Below are 18,893 nucleotides of genomic sequence, written 5' to 3'. Positions count from 1 at the left end.
CGACCCGTCCCGGCCCCGTCGGAACCGACGGGGCCGGGGCCGTCAGCTCGGCCGGGGACGCCGGAACAGCGGGCCAGGGCTACGGCGTCAGTCGCCGCGCAGCAGCGCGATGACGGCCGGCTCGGCGCGGTCGTCGTGGCTGTCCGCCGGAACACCCGCCAGCGCCCCGTCGTGGAACAGGTCGACCACCCGGGGGTGCACGTAGGAGGCCCGTGCCACCGCCGGGGTGTTGCCGAGCAGCCCCGCCACGTCCCGCATCACCGCCGCCACCGCGCGCCGCCGGCCGGTCGTCGACCGCGGCGGCTCGACCGCCGCCAGGCGGGTCGCCGCGAGTACGGTGGCATGCCAGGTACGGAAGTCCTTGGCGGTCATCTCCCCGCCGCTCGCCGTCCGCAGATAGTCGTTGACCTCGTCGCTGCGTACGTCCCGCCAACTCCGGCCATCCCAGTAGCCGAACAGCCGGGCCGCCGCGCGCCGACGTCGCCGCAACTCCCGCAGCACCCCGCAGAGCCGTGGTTCGTCGATCCGCAACTGCTGCGCGATCCCGCCCTTGGCCGGGAACTCGAAGACCACCGCGTCACCCCGGCACCGGGTGTGCTCCGGACGCAGCGTCGCCACCCCGAACGTCGGCTCGTCACCCACCGCGTACTGGTCGCTGCCGACCCGGAACGTCCCCATGTCCAGCAGTTTCGCGACCGTGGCCAGCACCCGGGGCCGCCGCAGCCCCCGGGTGCCGAGATCGGCGTCGACCTGTTCCCGCAGCACCGGCAACCGGGTCGCCACCTCCAGCACGTGGTCGAACTTCGCCTGGTCGCGCCGGACCCGCCAGAGCGGGTGGTACAGGTACTGCCGCCGGCCGGCCGCGTCGGTGCCGGTGGCCTGGATGTGCCCGGCCGGATCCGGGCAGATCCAGACGTCCCGCCAGGCGGGCGGGATCACCAGCGACCGGAGCCGGTCCACCTCGTCCGGGTCCCGCAGCGGACGGCCACCGATGTCCAGGAAGACCACTCCCCGGCCGTACCGGCGCCGACGGTAGCCCGGCGCGGAGAGGTCGCTACGCCGCAACCGCACGAGTGTCCCGTCCCGCCCGTTCGACCTCGGACGCCGCCGTCAGCACCTCGTCGACCTCGATCGCGGCCAACGCCGGATGGATCCCGGACCACGCCCCGTCCGACTCGGAGCCGTCGACCGGCACCGACCGATCGTGGGCGCCGGTGACCCCGCCGAGGGCCCGGTGCCAGGAACGGTCCGGCGGCGGGCCCCACCGGGCCGACGCGACCGGTCCGAACAACACCACCGAGGGGGTCCGGTACGCGGTCGCCAGGTGCGCCACCCCGGTGTCCGTACTGACCACCAGTCGGCCGTACGCGACCACGGCGGCGAGGTCGACCAGGCTGAGCCGGCCGGCGAGCACGGCGGTGTTCGGCAGCCCGGCCTCGTCGACCACCCGCTCGACCAGGTCACGTTCGGCCGCCGAACCGGTGACCACCACCCGGTGTCCGACCCGGGTGAGCTCCCGGGCCAGCGCGGCGAACCGCACCGGCGACCACCGCCGCTCGGTGCCCTTGCCGCCCGGATGCAGCACCGTCACCCCGACCGGCACCCGGTGCGGCGCCGGTCGACGCAGCGTGAGGTCGTCCGGGTCGGAATCCACGCCGTACCAGCGCAACAGCCGGCACCACCGGTGCACCTCGTGCTCGTCGTCGCGCCACTGCGGGCCGTCCAGGTGCCCGGCCTCCGGACAGGCGAAGGCACAGAGCCGTTCCGCCCCGGCGGCGCCGAGCAACCGGTGCGACTCCGGGCCCCGCCCGTGCAGGTTGACCGCCCAGTACGGGGTCGGTCCCGGCCACCCGTCGACCGGATCGAGCCCCTCGGTGGGCAGCACGTTGTCGACGTCACCGATCAGCTCCGCCAGCGGGGCGAGCCAGTCCGGTGCGGCGACCGACAGGGTGTGCTCCGAAAACGCGGCACGCAACCCCCGCAGCGCCGGCACCGCCGTCGCCAGGTCACCGACCCCGAGCGCCCGCAGCACCAGGATCACGGGTACGACGTCTCCTGGTCGGCGCAGACCACCATCTCCCGGATCGCGCATCCGGGCGGCTGGCGCAGGGCGAACAGGACGGCGGCGGCGACGTCGGCCGGGTTGTTCAGGGCGGCGTCCGGACCGGGACGGTACTGCGCGTCCCGCTCGTCGAAGAACGCGGTCCGCATGCCGCCCGGGATCAGCAGGGTCACCCCGACCACGCCGGCCAGTTCGGCGGCGAGCGCCCGGGTGAAACCGACCACGCCGAACTTCGCCGCGCAGTAGGCGGTGGCGTCCCCGACCGCCTTCACGCCGAGGGTGGAGGCGACGGTGACCACCGTGCCCCGGGAGCGTTCCAGGTAGGGCAGGGCGGCCCGGACCACCGCGGCGGTGGCGAACAGGTCGACGGTGACCACCCGTTCCCAGGTTTCGGCCGGCACCTCGGCCAGCCGCCCCGGCACGTCGACCCCGGCCGCCGTCACCACCCCGGTCAGTCCGCCGGACCGTTCGGCGAGTTCCCGGGTCGCCTCCTCGGCGGCCCGGGTGTCGGCCAGGTCGCAGGCGACCCACGGCACCTGCACGCTCGGCGCCTGCCGGTCCAGTACGCAGGGCCGGGCGCCGGCGGCGGCGAGCGCGGTGACCACCGCCGCCCCGAGACCGCTGGATCCGCCGGTGACCAGGACCGCCCCGCCGGGCGGCACCCCGGCGCCGGTGGCCGCTCCGGTGGCCGATCCGCCGCCGGACAGCTCGCCGCTCACCGGGCACCGCCCACCGGCCGGCCGGCCACCCGGGCCGCCGCGATCATCCGGGTCGTCGACCGCCCGTCGAGGTACGGCACCACCACGGTGTAGCCGCCCCACCGGCGCAGGATGTCCGCCTCCGGCAGGTCGGGGCCGTCGCCGCCGGTGCCGTAGTCGCCGCCCTTGACCCAGACGTCCGGACGCAACCAGGAGAGCACGGCGTGCGGAGTCGACTCGTCGAAGACCACCACCGCGTCCACGCAGCCCAGGGCGGCCAGCAGCCGGGCCCGGTCGGCGTGCCGGACCAGCGGGCGCTGCGGTCCCTTCAACCCGGCCACACTGTCGTCCGAGTTGACGCAGACCACCAGGCAGTCGCCGAGTTGGCGGGCCGCCTCCAGGGTCGCCACGTGCCCGGCGTGCAGCAGGTCGAAGCAGCCGCCGGTGGCGACCACGGTGCCGCCGGCCGCCCGGACCCGGGCGACCACGTCGCCGGCCGCCCGGGCACCGATCCGGTCACTCCAGTCCACCGCCGCGATCGGCACCGTGCCGCGACCGGCGGCGGCCCCGCCGTCCCGGACGACCCGCCCGATCGGCGGCGCCGCGGCCGGCGGAAGTCCACTGCCGGCGACCGACGGAGGCGCGGCCAGCACCGGCACCGCGGTCGCCGCCCCACCACCGGCCACGTACCCGGACGCCTCGACGACGGCCCGCTGCACCGCCTCGGAGACCAGCGCCCCCTCGGCCAGGGCCAGGGTCGCGGTGGCGGCGAACCGGTCACCGGCCCCGCAGGTGTCGCCGTCGGCGCAGGCCGGAGCCGGGACCATCAGCGGGGTCGAGCCGGCGTGCCGGAGCAGCGCACCGTCCCCGCCGAGCGTCACCGCCACCGCGGCGGCCCGCCACCGTTCCCGCAGCGCCTGCGCGCTCCGGGAGGCGACCGTCAGCCGCGAGCCACCCGGCGCCACCCCGCCGAGTTCCCGGGCCTCCCCCTCGTTCGGGGTGGCCAGCCGCACCCCGGGCACCGCCGCCGGGCCCCGCGGATGCGGATCCCAGACGATCGGTGCCGTCGTCGTGGCCAGCGCCGACCGCAGGGTCGGATGCCGGGCCACCCCCCGGCCGTAGTCGCTGACCAGGATCGCCGCCGCCCCGGCCAGCAACTCCAGTACGGCGTCCGCCGGCTCGCCGGGTGGACCCGCCGGTCCGCCCCGGTCGTGCCGCAGCAGCACCCGCCCCCGGGTCCGGAGCCGGATCTTCTCCGGCGTGGCGCCCGGCAACGGCAGCCCGTAGACCTGTACCCCGGCCGCGGTGAGCAGCTGGCTCAGCCGGGCCCCGCCCTCGTCGTCGGCGAGCCCGGTGACGAGCGCGACCTCGAACCCGCGGTTGGCGGCGAAGAGCGCGGCCAGCCCCGCCCCGCCCGGCCGGTCCACACTGGTGTTCTCGTCCAGCACCGGCACCGGCGAATCCGGACAGAGCCGGTTCACCACTCCCTCGACGTCCCGGTCGAGCAGCGTGTCGCCGACGACCACCACTGTCCCGGTCACCGCTCCTCCTCGCTCCCGCCCGGGGCGACGTCGCCCAGGTCGATTCCGCCCGGCACCCGTAACACGAGTTCGTCCTCCACTCCGGACGGTCGTACCGGCGTCGGCTCGGGGGGCGGTACGTTGCCCGCCGCCGCGTCCACGCCCGGACGTCCGGCCGGTTCGGTCGCCGCTGCGGCACCGGTGTACGCGGCGACCGGCGGGCGCTGACCGGCGGCGTACCCGCCGGTCGGGCCGAGCAGCACCGGCAGGTGCGCGTCGACGTAGCCGCAGAGCACGTGCGCCGAGACCAGGTGCAGTTCCTGCACCACCTGACTGTCCGGCGAGGGCACCGCCAGGACGTCGGTGCAGGCGTCGGCGAGCGGGTTCGGGGTCGGGCCGGTGAACGCCCAGCACCGCAGGCCGATCTCCCGGCCGGCGCGGGCGGCCCGGACCAGGTTGGCGCTGCGGCCGCTGGTGGAGAGCAGCAGCAGGATGTCGCCGGGGCGGCCGTGCGCCCGTACCTGACGGGCGAAGACCTCGTCGAAGCCGTAGTCGTTGCCGAGCGCGGTGAGCGAGGAGGTCTCCGCGCAGAGCGCGATCGCCGACAACGGGGCCCGGTCGTCGCGCAGCTTGCCGACGAGTTCGGCGGCCAGGTGCTGAGCCTCGGCCGCGCTGCCGCCGTTGCCGGCGACCAGCAGCCGGCCGCCGCCGGCCAGCAGCCGGGCCAGTTCGTCACCCCAGCGCCCCAGCCGGCCGGCCACCGAGCGGTACGGCAACAGTGCCGAGGCGAGTCCGGCGAGGTGACCGTCGAGCAGCTCGGTCGAGGTCGTCCCGGTCATCCGGCGACCACCCCACTCGGCCGCCGCACCTCGCTGACCGCCGTGTAGACGGCGCCGATCTGGTCGGCGGTACGACTCCACGAGTACTCGCGATGGGCCCGGTCCAGGGCCGCCCGGGCGTAGCCGTACCGGCGTACCCGGTCGGCGAGCAGGTCCCGGACGGCGGCGCCGAGCGCGGCCGGATCACGGGGCGGCACCAGGTCACCGGTCCGGCCGGGTACGACGGTGTCGGTGAGTCCGCCGACGGCGGTGCCGACCACCGGCACCCCGCAGGCCATCGCCTCCAGTGGGGTGAGCCCGAACGGCTCGTACCAGGGGGCGGCGACCAGTACGTCCGCCGAGCGGTACCAGTACGGCATCTCCTCGCGCGGCACCGCGCCGATCAGCCGTACCCGGTCGGCGACCCCGACCTCGTCGGCGAGCGCCCGCAGCCGCCGCACCTGCGGGTCGGTGTCGACCTCGCCCGGTGGTGGCCCGCCGACGACCACGCACTCCGCGTCCGGGATCATCGGCATCGCGCGGATCAGGTCCTGGTAGCCCTTCCGTTCCACCAGCCGGCCCACGGTGAGGATTCGGGGCCGGCCCGGGGTACGCGGCACCGCCGGCCCCTCCGGGGAGAAGGTCCGGTTGTTGACCCCGGACGGGATCACCGTCATCCGGTCCAGCGGTACCCCCATCCGGACCAGTTCCCGGACCTCGTCCTGGCTCTGTGCGATGACCCGGTCGACCGCCCGGCCGAGCGCCCGCTCGTAGCCGACCCGGCGGGCCGGGCTGGTGTCCGCGGCGCCCTGGTGCCGCCGCTTCACCGTGCCCAACGCGTGGTACGTCTGCACCACCGGCACCCCGGTCTGCCGGCCGGCCGCGATGCCGGCCAGCCCGCTCATCCAGAAGTGCGCGTGCACCACGTCGGGGGTCCAGTCGTCGGCGCGCCAGCGCTCGACGAGCCACCGGCTGAACTCCTTCATGTGTGGCAGCAGTTCGTCCTTGGCGATCGGCTCCGGCGGGCCGGCCGGTACGTGCACGACGTCGACCGCGTCCGCCATCCGGACCGTGCCCGGCAGCTCGGTACCGTCCCGGCGGGTGTAGACCCGGACGTCGTGGCCGGCGGCGGCGAGTGCCGTGGAGAGCTCGGCGACGTGGGTGTTCTGGCCGCCGGCGTCCTCCCCGCCGAGTACCGCGAGCGGGCTGGCGTGCTCGGAGATCATCGCTACGCGCATACTTCCTCCTCCAGCAACCGGTCCCAGTCCGCCAGGAACCGGTCCAGGCCGTACCGGGCCTGCGCGGCCTCGCGGGCCCCGACGCCGAGCCGGTGGGCGTCCCCCGGTTCGGCGATGAGCCGCCGGGCGGCCCCGGTGAGGGTCTCGACCCGGGTGGCCAGCACCCCGGCCTCCGGCGGTACGGCGGCGACCGCCTCGGTCGCGGCGAGCACGACCACCGGCATCCCCATCGCCATCGCCTCGATCAGGCTCAGCCCGAGCGAGGTCCACCGACACAGGTGCAGGTACGCCCGCCGCCGGGCGATCTCCGCCTGCATCCGGCTCTGCGGCAGGTCGTCGTAGACGGCCAGCCGGTCGGCCGGCAGTCCGAGCCGGTCCGGCAGCCCGGCGACGCCCATCCCGAAGACGTCGAGCGGGGCGATCTCGGCGAACAGCGGCAGCAGGTCGGTGCCGGTCACCCGCCAGCGGCGTACCGGTTCGTTGACCACCACGGCGAGCCGGGGCAGCTCACCGGTGTAGGTCGCGGTCGGCGCCACGATGCCGTGCTCGACGACGGTGGTCCGGGTGGTTCCGGTGTCCCAGAACAGCGCGTTGAAGTGGGTGACGTGGGCGATCAGCAGGTCGTCGCGGTCGGCCAGCGGGTGCCGGCTGTTCGGCACGTTCCCCTCTTTCGGGGTGTTGTGCTCGACGAAGATCGCCGGTACGTCCCGACCGATCCGCCGGCCGAGCCAGCGCTCGGCGAGGTCGATCTCCTCGGGTCGTTGCAGGATCACCAGGTCGACGTCGGTGTCGGCGAGCGCCTCCGGGCTGACCTCGTCGACGGTGTCCGGCCACTGGTAGGTCCGGGCCCGGCCCAGTCCGTACGGGCCCCGGTCGGGGGTGACCGGGACGAGGTAGCGGTGCTTGCCGTGCACGAAGGCGGTGGTCCAGGAGCCGTGCACGTGCCAGAGCAGGATGTTCACCGCCCCACCTCCTTGAGGCCGGCCGACACGTTGGCCAGCGCCGGTCCACCGGCCGCGCCGCCCGCGACCGCACCGGCCGCGCCACCGACTGCGGGGCCGGCGGCCGTACCGGTGACGGCGGCGGTGAGCGGACCGGCCGCCCCGACCGGCGTACCCGGGTCGGGTCGCCGGCTGAGGAGACCGACCGCCGCCACCACCTGACGTGGTGCGATGTCGGACAGGCACGGGTGTCCGGGCACCGGGCAGCTGGTGGCCCGGGTGTGCCGGCAGCCGGCGTCGGCGGCGCCGAGCCGTACCGTCGGTACCCGGTAGGGCCCCCACTGTCCGAACGGGACGGTGGGGGCGAAGAGGCTGACCACGGGGACCCCGACCGCCGCCGCGAGGTGCGCCGGGCCGGTGTTGCCGACCACCAGACAGTCGGCCCGGCTGATGATCGCCGCGAGGCCGGCCAGGGAGGTCTGCCCGCCGAGGTCGACGCCGCGACGGCCGGCGACCCGGGCGGTCAGGGCGTCCTCGCCGGGACCACCGGTCACCACCACCCGGTGACCGGCGTCGGCCAGCGTCTCGACGATCTCCGCACAGAGGTCGGGCGGGCAGGCCCGGGCCGGCACCGACGAGCCGGGGTGCAGCACGACGTAGCCGGGCGCGGGCAGTCGCGCGCCGTCGCCGGGTGGGCCGATCCGGTCGGTACGCAGTCGCAGCAGTGGTTCGTCGTCGACCGGCAACCGGAACCCCGCGGCCGCGGCCAGCGACAACGCCCGTTCGGCCTCGGGCACCCCCGCCGGCACCCGGTGCCGGACGTCCAGCAGCGAGCCGGGATAGTCGTCGCTGATCGCCGAGATCCGCGCCACCCCGGCCATCCGCAGCAGCAGCGCCAGGGGCAGCGCGGACTGGTGGAAGGAGGTGAACAGGACCGCCTCGTCCGCGCCGACCCGGGCCAGTCGTTCGACCAGGCGGGCCAGCTCCCCGGCGTCGACCGGGCCGGGCCGGGGATCGATCCAGGGCAGCCGCCACTCGACCAGTTCGTCCACGCCGGGCAGCAGTTCGGCCGCGGCCCGGCCACGAGGGCCGCAGAGCAGCACCACCCGGTCGGCACCGGCCGCCACCGCCCGGATCGCCGGCCCGGTGACCAGCACGTCCCCGACCGAATCGGAGCGGGCGACCAGGACACACCGGCGACGCCCGGCAGATCCGGTCGGAGCCGCTCGGTCGGCGAGACCCGCGACCGACGACTGCTCGTCGACCCCCAGCCGGTGACGGCGGAGGATCAGGTCCACCGCCGTGGTCAGGTCGCCGGTCACGGCCGGCGCCGCGGCCACCTCCTCGGCCCGGGTCACCGCGGTCGGGACCAGGACCGCGCCGGCACCGGCGGCACCCGCCGCCGTCATGTCCGCGCCGATGTCGCCGACCAGCACGCAGCGGGTGGGCCAGGTGCCCAGCGCCTCCGCCGCCGCCTCGACCAGGCCCGGCGCGGGCTTGCGGCAGCGGCAGCCGACGGCGTCGACCGCCGGGGCGTGCGGACAGATCTGCCAGGTGTCGAACTTCCCGAGGAGTTCCTCGACCCGGGCGTTCACCCGGACCAGGTCGGCGGCGGTGAACCGGCCACGGGCGATGCCGGACTGGTTGGTCACCACACCCAACCGCAGCCCGGCGGCGCGCAACCGGTCGAGCGCCTCGCGGGCGCCGGGCATCGGGCGCACCCGCGCCGGATCACCGTTGTACGGCACGTCCTCGATCAACGTGCCGTCCCGGTCGAACAGCACCGCGTCGAACAGCCCGGGTCGGACCCGCACCTCGTCAGGGCCACCGCGCGGTGCCCCTGACCTGCGCTGATGCGGGTCGACCTGGTCGTTGCGCACGGCGGCGGGTTCCCGTGGGCAGGAGGAGTAAACATCAATCCGACGGTGCGGCGGACCGGGCCCGCGCCGTACCGGGTTCCCGCGTGGTTACCCGGGACGCCCGGCGGCTACCGCCGCCGTCGCCGGCAATCCGCGTCGTCCGCGACGGGCTGCGACAGTCACCGCAACCGACGACGCATCGTCACCGCCACGGGCCACGGCTCGCCACCGCGGCGGCTGCGCATCGTCACCGCGGCCGGGAATTGTCACAGGATCCTTGCGGTGTGCGGCCGGAACGGGCTCAGACGGCGCCTTTCGCCATGATGACGACTGATTTGTTGCCGTTGGCCCGTGTTGTAGCACGCGCTCCATGTCACGTTACGCTTTGCCCCTGACCGCTGTCGGCCAACCGAGGATGCCCCGATGATCGAACCCGTGGAGCTGCCATCTCCCTGGCGGGATGCTCGCCTGACCGTCGTCGTGCCCACCTACAACGAGGCGGGGAACCTCCCTGTGCTGGTCGAGCGCCTGCTGGCCCTCCCCCTGCCGGGACTGAGCATCCTCATCGCCGACGACAACTCACCCGACGGCACCGGCGAGGTGGCGGACAAACTCGCCGTCGAACATCCCGAGCGGATCCACGTCGTGCACCGCGCCGGCAAGGAGGGACTCGGACGGGCGTACGTCGACGGCATCGGCCGGGCGCTGGAGGCCGGTGCGGACTACGTCGCGCAGATGGACGCCGACCTCTCCCACCCGCCGGAGGCGCTGCCCGGCATGCTCGGCGCGCTGCTGTCCACCCGGGCCGGTGTGGTGATCGGCTCACGTTACGTACCCGGTGGTGAACTCGACCAGGCGTGGCCGCTGTACCGGCGGGCGCTGAGCGGCTGGGCCAACTTCTACGTGCACACCCTGCTGCAGGTACGGATCCGCGACCTCACCGCCGGTTTCAAGATCTGGCGGGCGGACGCCCTGCGGGACATCGGACTGGACCGGGTCCAGTCGAACGGCTACAGCTTCCAGGTCGAGATGCACTACCTGGCCACGAAGCTCGGGCACACCATCCTCGAGGTGCCGATCCACTTCCAGGAACGCCACGACGGCGACTCGAAGATGACCACCGCAACCAAGGTCGAGAGTGCGTTGATGCCGTTCAAGCTGCGTGGACGGCACCGGCACATCACCCGGGCCGAGCCCTCGCCGGACGCCGGGACCACCGGCCGGACCGACCCGGAGCAGACCTCGGACTGACCCGTCCGGGCGGCGGGCGCGGCCCCGTCCGCCGCCGCGCTACCGGGCGTGGATCGCCCGCTGCGCCGTCGACATGACGGCGGCGTACATCCCTCCGGTCAGCGCCCGGTCCCGGGCCAGGGCGGCGCGGGCGGCGTTGGCCCCCGGCGCGCCGTGCACCCCGCCGCCCGGATGCGCGGACGCCCCAGCCAGGAACAACCGGTCGACCGGGGTGTCCGCCCGACCGAGGCCGGGCACCGGGCGCAGGAACAGTTGCTGGTACGCCGCCGAGGTGCCACCACCGACCGCGCCTCCGACAAGGTTCGGGTCCCCCGCCTCGAGGTCGGCCGGCCCGGCCACGTGCCGTCCCCGGACCAGCGCGCCGAACCCGGGCGCGGCCCGCTCCAACACCGCCTCGATCGCCGCCACCCGCTCGTCGACCTCCGCCGCCGACCAGTGCCGCCGGAACGGCAGATGGGTGTACGCCCAGAGCGACTCCGTCCCCGCCGGTGAACGGCTCGGATCCGCCACCGTCAGCTGTCCGGCCAGGACAAACGGCTCGGCCGGCAGTTCGTCGCGGTGCAGTGTCGCCGCGTACCGGCTCAGCCCGTCCAGATCGGGGCCGAGGTGGACGGTACCGGCACCGGCGACGTCCGGGTTCCGCCACGGCACCGGCCCGGACAACGCCCAGTCCACTTTGACCGTCGAACCGTCCCAGCGGAAGTGCGCCAGGTCGGCCACCAGCCGAGGCGGCAGGTGGGCGGCACCGACCAGGTCGAGCAGGAGTGCCGGCGCCGGTACGTCGGCGAGCACCGCCCGACGGGCCCGCCACAACGCACCGTCGGCCGACCGCGCACCCATGGCCCGGTTCCGGGCCACCAGGATCCGGTCGACCGGGGTGCGGTAGTGGATCCGGCCACCCCGGTCCCGCAACCGGGCGACCAGGGCATCGGTGATCCGCTGGGCGCCGCCGACCGGCACCGGCCAGCCGACCTGCTGCCCGAGCATGGCGAGCAGCCAGCCGTACACCCCGGAACCCGGCTCGTCCGGGGAGAGGTCGGTGTGCAACGCACAACCGGCCAGCAGCGCCGGGCCGCCCGTACCGGTGAAGAGTTCCGCGCCGAGTCGGCGGACCGGCAGGACAAGACGGCGGGCCAGCCGGAGCGCACCGGCGGTACGCAGCCGGCGGGCCAGCGCCACCCCGGTACGGACCGGCGGGAAGGGAGTGAAGAGCGCGTCCAGCAGCGGCTTCGAGAGGTCGCGCCATTCGGCGTACGCGGAGAGCCACCGCTGCCCGTCCCCGGCGCCGAACCGCTCCAGCGAGGCCGCCGTGACCTCGGGGTCGCGGTTGAGCCGCACCGCCCCGTCATCCGGGAAGAGATGAGCCAGCACGTCCGGGGCGTGCCGCCAGGCCAGGCCGTAGCGGTCCAGCCCCAGCCCCCGCAGGACCGGCGAGGCGAAGCCGAGCGGGTAGAACGCGCTGTAGAGGTCGCTGAGGTAACCGGGCGCGGTCACCTCCGCCGACCTGACCGCGCCACCGGCGCCGGCGGTCGCCTCCAGCACGAGGACGTCCCAGCCGGCGTCCGCCAGCAGGTTCGCCGCGACCAGGCCGTTGTGCCCCGCGCCGACGACGATGGCATCGGCACTCTCCCCCGCTGCCGTCATCCGGGCACTGTAACCCGGCCCCGGACCGGGCCGGGGCCTACCCGCCGCGCCGCCGCTACCCGCCGCCGATCGGCACAAACGACCGAGTTTGGCGGACGCGGACCCGGGCAAGCTGCGCCCCATGTACCAGGTCCAACAGCTCATCGCCGGAGTGTGGGGGGCCGGCGGCGACGCCGGCCGGTCGACCGTGCGGGACCCGGCCGACGGGACACCGGTCAGCGAGCTCCCGGTGGCCAGCGCGGCGGAGGTCGCGGCGGCGGTCAAGGCCGCCCGCTCGGTGTTTCCCGGCTGGGCCCGGACCGCGCCGGCGGAACGGTCCGCCGCACTGCGCCGCGCGGCCGACGCCCTCGAGGCGGCCGCCGACCAGCTCGCGGAGGCGCAGACCGCCGAGATGGGCCGGCCGCTGGGCGCGGCCCGGGCCGGCGTCGAGGCCGGCGTGGCCACCCTGCGGCAGTACGCCGAACTCGCCGCGGTACGCGGCGGCCGAGCCCTCGCCGGCGAGAGCGACTGCATCGACCTGATGGTGCCGCAGCCGCGGGGTGTCGTCGCCGCGATCACCCCGTGGAACGATCCGGTCGCGGTCTCCTGCGGCCTGCTCGGCGCGGCCCTGGTCACCGGCAACACGGTGGTCTACAAGCCGAGCGAGCGCAGCCCCGCCAGCGGTTGGCTGCTGGCCCGGCTGCTCGACGAGCACCTGCCGTCCGGCGTGCTGTCGCTGGTCACCGGTGACGGCTCGGTCGGCGCCGCCCTCGCCGGCCAGGAGGTCGACGTGGTCGCGCACGTCGGCTCCACCGCCACCGGCCGGTCGATCGCCGCCGCGTGCGCCCGTACCGGGGCGAAGGCGCTGCTGGAGAACGGCGGCAGCGACCCGCTGATCGTGGACGAGGACGTCGACCCGCGATGGGCCGGCCAGCAGGCCGCGCTCGGGGCCTTCGCCAACTCCGGTCAGCTCTGCGTCGCGGTGGAACGGATCTACGTTCTGCGGTCGGTGGCGGCCCGGTTCCTCGGCGCGCTGGTGCAGCAGGCCGAGGCGTTGCGGGTCGGGCCGGGCCGGGACCCGCTCACCGAACTCGGCCCGCTGGTCGACCGGCGACACCGGGAACAGGTGGACGGCCAGGTACGGGCCGCCGTCGCCGACGGGGCCCGGATCCTGGTCGGCGGTACCGTACCCGACGGCCCGGGCGCCTTCTACCCGGCGACGGTGCTCGCCGAATGCACCGACCAGATGGCGGTGATGCGGGACGAGACCTTCGGTCCGGTCGCCCCGGTGATGGTGGTCGACTCGTTCGACGAGGCGCTGTCCCGGGCGTCGTACTCGCCGTACGGGCTGGCCGCCACGGTGCTCACCGGCTCGATGAGCCACGCCCAGCGGGCCTGGCGGGAGCTGCCGGTCGGCACCGTGAAAATCAACTCCGTCTTCGGCGGCGCCCCGGGCGGCGCCGCCGAGCCGCGCGGTGGCAGCGGCCAGGGCTTCGGGTACGGGCCGGAGCTGCTCGACGAACTCACCGCGGTGAAGGCGGTGCACATCGAGGCGCCGGGCGGTGACGGCGGCGGGCGGTGGTGACCCGGAGCCGGGAGTCGACGCCCGTCCCCCGGTCCCGTCGACCCCCCGGCGGCGGGTCCGGGTCAGCGTCGGTTACCGCCCTTCTCCCGCCCCCGCGCCTCGGTGGTACGGCGGTTGTTCGCCTTCTCGATCGCGCCCACCAGTTCGTCCTTGGTCATCCGGGAGCGTCCCGGCACGTCCAGCTTCCTGGCGACCTCCAGCAGGTGCCCCTTCGGGGCGTTGGCGTCCACCCCGCCGGCGGTGGGCGCCCGTCGCGCCGGGCCACCCCCGGCCGCCTGCCGGTCACTGGGCCCCTTGCGCCCCTTCGGCTCCCAGTGGTCGCCGACCTTCTCGAACGAGTGCTTCAGCGCGGCGAACGCCGTCCGGTGCGACCGCTCGCCCTCGCCGTACGTCTCGACGGCCGAGTCGTGGGTCTTCGCCCAGGTCCGCTGCGCCTTGTCGGGTGAGCGTCGCACGGTGCTGGGCAGAACCTCGCGTCCGGGCATGATGTCCTCCTCCGGTCAGCGGTTGCCTTCCCACTCGCCTTCCCGGTCCGGCGTCGCGGTTAACCCGCCGGGGTCCTCCCGCCCCGTGCCGCCGTCGACCCGCCGGGCCCGGTGCCGCGGTCGACCCGCCGGGCCCGGTGCCGCCGTCGCCCGTGCCGCCCCGGTGCCACGGTCGTCCCGTGGCGGTGTCCCACCCGCACCCCGGTACCCGGCGTTTGTCCGGTTCCCGGCGGGGGTACCGGGCACCGCAGGAACCACCGTGCCCGGTCACGCCACCCGTCGGTCGCCCCACCCGGCCGTCGGTGGACGCCCCGTCGCCCGGTCCCCGCCGGGGGGCGACTGCGGGACCCGTACGCCCCGGTCCGGCGGGGCAGACAGGGGAACAGAGATGACCGTCAGCGCCGATCCCGGTCCCGCCACCGCCGACGGGCACGGTGTCCGCCGGCCCGGACGGCTGCGGCAACTGCACTGGTCGACCTGGCGGGGCGTGCTGGTACGCAGCGTCCGGAACTTCGTCCGGGACAACTGCGTCGACTGGGCCGCCGCCCTGACCTACTACGCGGTACTCGCACTCTTCCCGTCGGCGATCGTCATCGTCGCCCTGGTCGGCCTGGTTTCCAACGGGGAGCAGACCGTCGACACCATCGCGGGTCTCGCCGAGGACGTCGGGGCGGGGCCGGTGGTGGCGAACGAGACCTTCCTCGGCGTACTGCGGGACGTGGTGCACGACCAGGGCTCGGCGAAGGTGCTGTTGAGTTTCGGTCTGCTCGCCGCCCTCTGGTCCGCCTCCGGGTACGTGGGTGCGTTCACCCGGGCCTCCAACGCGATCTACGGTGTCGAGGAGGGACGGCCGTTCTACCTGCTCCGCCCGCTGCAACTGGGCCTGACCGCGGTCGCCCTGGTCCTGCTGGCGGTGGTGGCGGCCGGTCTGGTGGTCAGTGGTCCGGTGACCGACGCGGTCGGGGACGTGCTCGCGCTCGGCGACACCCCCCGGACCGCCTGGACGATCGCCAAGTGGCCGGTGCTGGTCGCCATCATGATGCTGCTGCTCTCGCTGTTGTTCTGGATCGCACCGAACGTACGGCAGCCGAGGTTCCGATGGCTCACTGTCGGCGGCGCGGTCGCCCTGCTCGCCTGGGCGGTGGTCTCCTTCGGCTTCGGGCTCTACGTCTCGCGCTTCGACTCGTACAACGTCACCTACGGCAGCCTCGGCGCGGTCATCGCCTTCCTGGTGTGGTTGTACCTGTCCAACTGCGCGGTGATGCTGGGGGTGGAACTGAACGCGGAGTTGCAGCGCGGCCGGGCGCTGCAGGCCGGCGCCGAGCCGCCGGTGGATCCGGCGCTGCCGCCCAGGAGACCCGCCGACCCGGAATAGCCGCCCACCGCCGAGGAGAACGGTTCGGACACCGAGTGGCCACCGAATCGGACGATTCTCCCGGAAAGGGTCGGGACCGGGACGCCCGTCGTTTAGCCCGGCGCCAGCCGGGTAGCGCATTGGACATGGAACGTGGCAGCAGCAAGCACAGCCCCCGCGTGGACGAGGAAATGGGCCGCGAGGTGAAGGGGACGGTGCAGAGCACCGCCGGCGGCCGTGCCCAGGAGTGGCGCGAGCCGGAACCGGCCGGCGAGGACCAGCCGATCATCAGCCGGGCACCGGACAGCGACACCCGGACGGGCGTGCCGCAGGGCATGACCCCGGGGGAGGTCGAGCAGCGTAGCCGGCTGGGCAGGTTCATCCCGCTCTCGGCGCTGCCCGGCGACCGGGAGAGCCTGCGCCTGCGCGCCGAGGAGAACGAGGCGCCGGACGACATCCTGGCCCAGTTGGACCGGCTGCCGGCGAACACCCAGTTCCAGACCGTTTCGGAGATCTGGGCCGCCCTCGGGCACCCGAACGAGACCCATCGCTGGTGACCGGACCCGGCGAGCAGCCGACCGATCAGACAGAACCGACCGGCCGATCGACGAGAAGGAGGATGGCAGATGAGCGGCGTGACCAAGTCAGTGGACGTTGCGGTGCCAATCCGGACCGCGTACGACCAGTGGACCCAGTTCGAGGACTTCCCCGAGTTCATGGAGGGTGTCGAGGAGGTCCGGCAGCTCTCCGACACGATGACCCATTGGAAGGTCGAGATCGGCGGGATCAGCCGGGAGTTCGACGCCAAGATCACCGAACAGCTGCCCGACGAGCGGGTGGCGTGGACGTCGACCGGCGGCACCCGGCAGGCCGGCGTGGTGACCTTCCACCGGCTCGACGAGAACCACACCCGGGTCACCGCCCAGATGGAGTTCGAGCCGCAGGGCTTGACCGAGAAGGCCGGCGACAAGCTCGGCATGGTGGACCGTCGGGTCGCCGGCGACCTGCACCGGTTCAAGGAGTTCATCGAGCGGCGTGGCGCCGAGACCGGCGCCTGGCGGGGCCAGGTGCCCCGCCCGCAGCCGTGACGGACTGACCGCCATCGTGTCCGGCGCCCCGGCGGCCACCAGGTGTTCCTGGTGGCCGCCGGGGCATCCGCCGTTCCGCCCCCGGTTCTCCCGCCGCCCCGCCCGAGCGATCCCACCCCACCGAAACGATCCCACCCCCGCGAAACGATCGTGCCCCGCCCGGCCAGAGCGGTCGCGGTTTCCCCACTGGCCGGGCGCCGTTTGTCGCCGGGGCCCGGCGGGTAGGGCGAGAACATGACCGACGACAACAGGCACGTCTGGCGGGACGAGGAACGGCTTCCGCTCTCCGAACTCACCCGGGTGGTGGCCACCTCGACCCCGGACGGCCAGGTGGACGACGTCACCGGTAACGACGCGGGTGAGGAGTCCGCGTTCGGCCACGGCGCGGAGGCGGTCGCCGCGGATCAGCCCGCCGAACCGGGGACGGCGCCGGAGCGTACCGCCGGACACGGCGACGACCAGCGCCGGCACCGCCCCTCGACCACCGGACGCAACGGGCCGCACTGACCCACCGCGCCGCGGACGGACCCGGTACGCCGGCCTTCCCGGGATCAACCGGCGGCGGCCGGCACCGCCCCGTCACCGTCGGGCGCCGCGTCGCCTGACGCACCGGGCGGGGCAGGCCGGCGCGACGCCCAGTAGAGCGCCAGCATCACGACCGAGGCCACCACCAGCGCCGGTCCGAGCACCGCCACCGACGTACGACCGATCAGCACCCCGAGGCCGGCGGGGATCAGTGCCCCACCCAGCGCGGCCGCCCCGATCTGCACCCCGATGGCCCGGTCGGCGTGCCGGCGGCCGACCCGCTCGGCGCTGGTGAGGGTGAGCAGCGGGAAGACCGGCGCCGCCCCGAAGCCGAGCACGGCCAGACCGGTGACGGCCAGCCACGCCGGGCCGGGAACCGCCAGCAGGACCGCGCCCGCCAGCATGCCGACCATGCTGCCGACCAGCATGAGCCCGGTGCCGAGCCGTTCCGCCAGCACACCCTGGACGACCCGCCCGACGAACAGGCTGCCCCAGTAGAGCGAGACGCAGAGGCCGGCCGTGGCGGCGGCCATCCCCCGCGCCTCGGTCAGCAGGAGGAAGGCCCAGAGTCCGGCGCCGACCTCGATCGCCACGTACACCGCGAAGGTCAACGCGCCGAACCACACGGCCGGCAGCGCCAGCGTCTCGCGGATCCGCACCGGCCGGTCGGCGGCCCGGTCCGACGGCTCCGCCGGCACCGGCACCACCGCGTCCGGGCCGGCCGGCGCCGGCACCACCAGGTCGTCCCGGCCGGCCGGACCCGGCGACACCCCCGCCGCCGGCCCGGGCCGCTCGTCCGCGCGCCCGCGGCTGGTCCAGGTACGGACGGTCAGGACGAAGGCCAGCGCCAGGAGCGCCTGGGCACCGGCGACGACGGCGTAGCCCCAGCGCCAGGAGTGACCGGCGCTGAGCGTCGTCGTCATCACCAGGGGGCCGATCGCCACCCCGAGGCCGAAGCAGGCGTGCATCCAGTTCATGTGGCGCGGCCCGAACGCCCCGGCGGCGTACGCGTTGAGGCCCGCGTCGATGGCGCCCGAGCCCAGGCCGAGCAGCAGGGCGCAGCCGATCATCACCGGTAGCCCGGGCGAGCTGGCGTAGCCGGTCAGCGCGAGGGAGGCCAGCGCGGTACTGCCGGCCAGCAACCAGCCGACGCCGACCCGGGCGATGCTGAAGCCGGCGACCACGCTGGAGACGAGGTATCCGACGGTGCCCGAGGTGAGAAGCAGCCCGACGGCGTCGGTCCGGACCGTGAACTCGGCGCGGATCGACGGCCATCCGACGCCGAGCAGACCGTCCGGCAGACCGAGACTGACAAAGGCCAGATAGGCCAGGAGGAGCAGGGAGGCCCGGATCTGCCGAGCCGGCGCAGCGGAGAAGGAGGACACGCCCGCCGATCATGCCCGATCCCGGGGCGATCCACCACGTCCGTTGACCTTCGCCGCCGGTCGCCACGACCTGGTGGAGAGCGGCGGAATCGGATCAAGCCGGGACGGGTCACCCGGAAATCGTCCGAACGGGGGACGGCGATCGCGATCCGTCAGGGCAGAATTTCGGGATGCATCAGGCTCCTGGTTTCCTCTCCGCGCGTCAACGTCGCCTCGCCTGGCTGGGCTTCCTGCTGGCCGCGCTGCAGGCCCCGGTCTCCGCCCGGCTGGTCGACGACGGATCGTGGCTGTTCAGCCTCTGCGTCTCCCTGATGGTCGCCACCGTGATCCTGGCCGACGACGCGCTCCGCCGCCGTCCGGTCAAGACCGGCGCGGCCGAGTAGTTCGCCCCCGGGCAGCCAGGCCTCCGAGCAGGTCCGTTATGCCGACAGCGAGCGAAGTCGGCCGTTCCGGTTAGGCTG

Annotated in this window: 16 protein-coding genes and 2 pseudogenes; 7 read left to right on the top strand and 11 right to left on the bottom strand. The window is 74.7% G+C overall.

What is annotated here, in order from left to right; translation table 11 throughout:
• Window positions 1–87: 87 nt before the first annotated feature.
• The 8 genes and pseudogenes from ABGB21_RS06135 to ABGB21_RS06100 all read right to left on the bottom strand — a co-directional run.
• Window positions 88–1,071 (bottom strand): DNA topoisomerase IB, encoded by a 984-nt coding sequence (locus ABGB21_RS06135; RefSeq protein ID WP_347657423.1) that lies wholly within the window; start codon window positions 1,069–1,071, stop codon window positions 88–90.
• Entirely contained in the window at window positions 1,055–2,041 is a 987-nt protein-coding gene (locus ABGB21_RS06130; RefSeq protein WP_347676701.1) for a glycosyltransferase family 9 protein, read from the bottom strand. Before ABGB21_RS06130 ends, ABGB21_RS06135 begins: the two co-directional genes overlap by 17 nt.
• The gene (locus ABGB21_RS06125) at window positions 2,038–2,724 is read right to left on the bottom strand and encodes an SDR family oxidoreductase (protein WP_347657438.1); all 687 of its coding nucleotides are present in this window, start codon (window positions 2,722–2,724) and stop codon (window positions 2,038–2,040) included. The genes ABGB21_RS06130 and ABGB21_RS06125 overlap by 4 nt, the downstream gene beginning before the upstream one ends.
• A gap of 53 nt (window positions 2,725–2,777) precedes the next feature.
• The gene (locus ABGB21_RS06120; RefSeq protein WP_347676699.1) at window positions 2,778–4,301 is read right to left on the bottom strand and encodes a PfkB family carbohydrate kinase; all 1,524 of its coding nucleotides are present in this window, start codon (window positions 4,299–4,301) and stop codon (window positions 2,778–2,780) included.
• A complete protein-coding gene (locus ABGB21_RS06115; protein ID WP_347676697.1) occupies window positions 4,298–5,119 on the bottom strand; it encodes an SIS domain-containing protein in 822 nt (273 codons plus the stop codon). The genes ABGB21_RS06120 and ABGB21_RS06115 overlap by 4 nt, the downstream gene beginning before the upstream one ends.
• The gene (locus ABGB21_RS06110) at window positions 5,116–6,336 is read right to left on the bottom strand and encodes a glycosyltransferase (RefSeq protein WP_347657419.1); all 1,221 of its coding nucleotides are present in this window, start codon (window positions 6,334–6,336) and stop codon (window positions 5,116–5,118) included. The genes ABGB21_RS06115 and ABGB21_RS06110 overlap by 4 nt, the downstream gene beginning before the upstream one ends.
• Entirely contained in the window at window positions 6,327–7,298 is a 972-nt protein-coding gene (locus ABGB21_RS06105) for a glycosyltransferase (RefSeq protein WP_347676695.1), read from the bottom strand. Before ABGB21_RS06105 ends, ABGB21_RS06110 begins: the two co-directional genes overlap by 10 nt.
• Window positions 7,299–7,471: 173 nt before the next feature.
• Window positions 7,472–9,091 (bottom strand): annotated as a pseudogene (locus tag ABGB21_RS06100) (HAD-IIIA family hydrolase); the annotation flags it as partial.
• Window positions 9,092–9,559: 468 nt separating this feature from the next.
• Here ABGB21_RS06100 and ABGB21_RS06095 point away from each other — a divergent pair.
• Window positions 9,560–10,324, top strand: a pseudogene (locus ABGB21_RS06095) (polyprenol monophosphomannose synthase); the annotation flags it as partial.
• A gap of 102 nt (window positions 10,325–10,426) precedes the next feature.
• Here ABGB21_RS06095 and ABGB21_RS06090 read toward each other — a convergent pair.
• Entirely contained in the window at window positions 10,427–12,031 is a 1,605-nt protein-coding gene (locus ABGB21_RS06090) for an NAD(P)/FAD-dependent oxidoreductase (RefSeq protein ID WP_347657417.1), read from the bottom strand.
• Between the two features lie 121 nt (window positions 12,032–12,152).
• On the opposite strand from ABGB21_RS06090, the gene ABGB21_RS06085 reads away from it, so the two are divergent.
• Window positions 12,153–13,595, top strand: coding sequence for an aldehyde dehydrogenase family protein (locus ABGB21_RS06085; RefSeq protein ID WP_347676693.1), 1,443 nt, complete (start codon window positions 12,153–12,155; stop codon window positions 13,593–13,595).
• Between the two features lie 62 nt (window positions 13,596–13,657).
• Here the strand turns inward: ABGB21_RS06085 and ABGB21_RS06080 are convergent, their stop codons facing one another.
• A complete protein-coding gene (locus tag ABGB21_RS06080; protein WP_347657416.1) occupies window positions 13,658–14,080 on the bottom strand; it encodes a ChaB family protein in 423 nt (140 codons plus the stop codon).
• Window positions 14,081–14,468: 388 nt separating this feature from the next.
• On the opposite strand from ABGB21_RS06080, the gene ABGB21_RS06075 reads away from it, so the two are divergent.
• From ABGB21_RS06075 to ABGB21_RS06060, 4 genes are all read left to right on the top strand, one after another.
• A complete protein-coding gene (locus tag ABGB21_RS06075; RefSeq protein WP_347657415.1) occupies window positions 14,469–15,455 on the top strand; it encodes a YihY/virulence factor BrkB family protein in 987 nt (328 codons plus the stop codon).
• 125 nt (window positions 15,456–15,580) lie between these two features.
• Complete coding sequence (locus ABGB21_RS06070; RefSeq protein WP_347657414.1) at window positions 15,581–15,991, top strand: DUF2795 domain-containing protein; 411 nt, start codon at window positions 15,581–15,583, stop codon at window positions 15,989–15,991.
• A 69-nt stretch (window positions 15,992–16,060) separates the two neighbouring features.
• A complete protein-coding gene (locus tag ABGB21_RS06065; protein ID WP_347657413.1) occupies window positions 16,061–16,522 on the top strand; it encodes an SRPBCC family protein in 462 nt (153 codons plus the stop codon).
• Between the two features lie 234 nt (window positions 16,523–16,756).
• Window positions 16,757–17,029 (top strand): hypothetical protein, encoded by a 273-nt coding sequence (locus ABGB21_RS06060; protein WP_347657412.1) that lies wholly within the window; start codon window positions 16,757–16,759, stop codon window positions 17,027–17,029.
• Window positions 17,030–17,073: 44 nt separating this feature from the next.
• Here ABGB21_RS06060 and ABGB21_RS06055 read toward each other — a convergent pair whose 3' ends face one another.
• Window positions 17,074–18,432: an MFS transporter gene (locus tag ABGB21_RS06055; RefSeq protein WP_347657411.1), complete on the bottom strand. Its 1,359-nt coding sequence runs from the start codon at window positions 18,430–18,432 to the stop codon at window positions 17,074–17,076.
• 170 nt (window positions 18,433–18,602) lie between these two features.
• Between ABGB21_RS06055 and ABGB21_RS06050 the strand changes: the two genes are divergently transcribed.
• Window positions 18,603–18,815 (top strand): hypothetical protein, encoded by a 213-nt coding sequence (locus ABGB21_RS06050; RefSeq protein WP_347657410.1) that lies wholly within the window; start codon window positions 18,603–18,605, stop codon window positions 18,813–18,815.
• The last annotated feature ends 78 nt before the right edge of the window (window positions 18,816–18,893 follow it).

Origin of the sequence: Plantactinospora sp. B24E8, assembly GCF_039871735.1 — a bacterium.
In the GTDB taxonomy this organism is placed as follows: Bacteria; Actinomycetota; Actinomycetes; order Mycobacteriales; family Micromonosporaceae; genus Plantactinospora.
Note: the sequence above shows the minus strand (reverse complement) of the source record. Positions and strands in the feature narration are given on the sequence as shown.

Coding starts and splice junctions, on each gene's coding strand:
- ABGB21_RS06075 (WP_347657415.1), top strand. CDS start 14,469: ATGACCGTCAGCGCCGATCCCGGTCCCGCCACCGCCGACGGGCACGGT.
- ABGB21_RS06115 (WP_347676697.1), bottom strand. CDS start 5,119: ATGACCGGGACGACCTCGACCGAGCTGCTCGACGGTCACCTCGCCGGA.
- ABGB21_RS06110 (WP_347657419.1), bottom strand. CDS start 6,336: ATGCGCGTAGCGATGATCTCCGAGCACGCCAGCCCGCTCGCGGTACTC.
- ABGB21_RS06065 (WP_347657413.1), top strand. CDS start 16,061: ATGAGCGGCGTGACCAAGTCAGTGGACGTTGCGGTGCCAATCCGGACC.
- ABGB21_RS06085 (WP_347676693.1), top strand. CDS start 12,153: ATGTACCAGGTCCAACAGCTCATCGCCGGAGTGTGGGGGGCCGGCGGC.
- ABGB21_RS06090 (WP_347657417.1), bottom strand. CDS start 12,031: ATGACGGCAGCGGGGGAGAGTGCCGATGCCATCGTCGTCGGCGCGGGG.
- ABGB21_RS06050 (WP_347657410.1), top strand. CDS start 18,603: ATGCATCAGGCTCCTGGTTTCCTCTCCGCGCGTCAACGTCGCCTCGCC.
- ABGB21_RS06070 (WP_347657414.1), top strand. CDS start 15,581: ATGGAACGTGGCAGCAGCAAGCACAGCCCCCGCGTGGACGAGGAAATG.
- ABGB21_RS06080 (WP_347657416.1), bottom strand. CDS start 14,080: ATGCCCGGACGCGAGGTTCTGCCCAGCACCGTGCGACGCTCACCCGAC.
- ABGB21_RS06060 (WP_347657412.1), top strand. CDS start 16,757: ATGACCGACGACAACAGGCACGTCTGGCGGGACGAGGAACGGCTTCCG.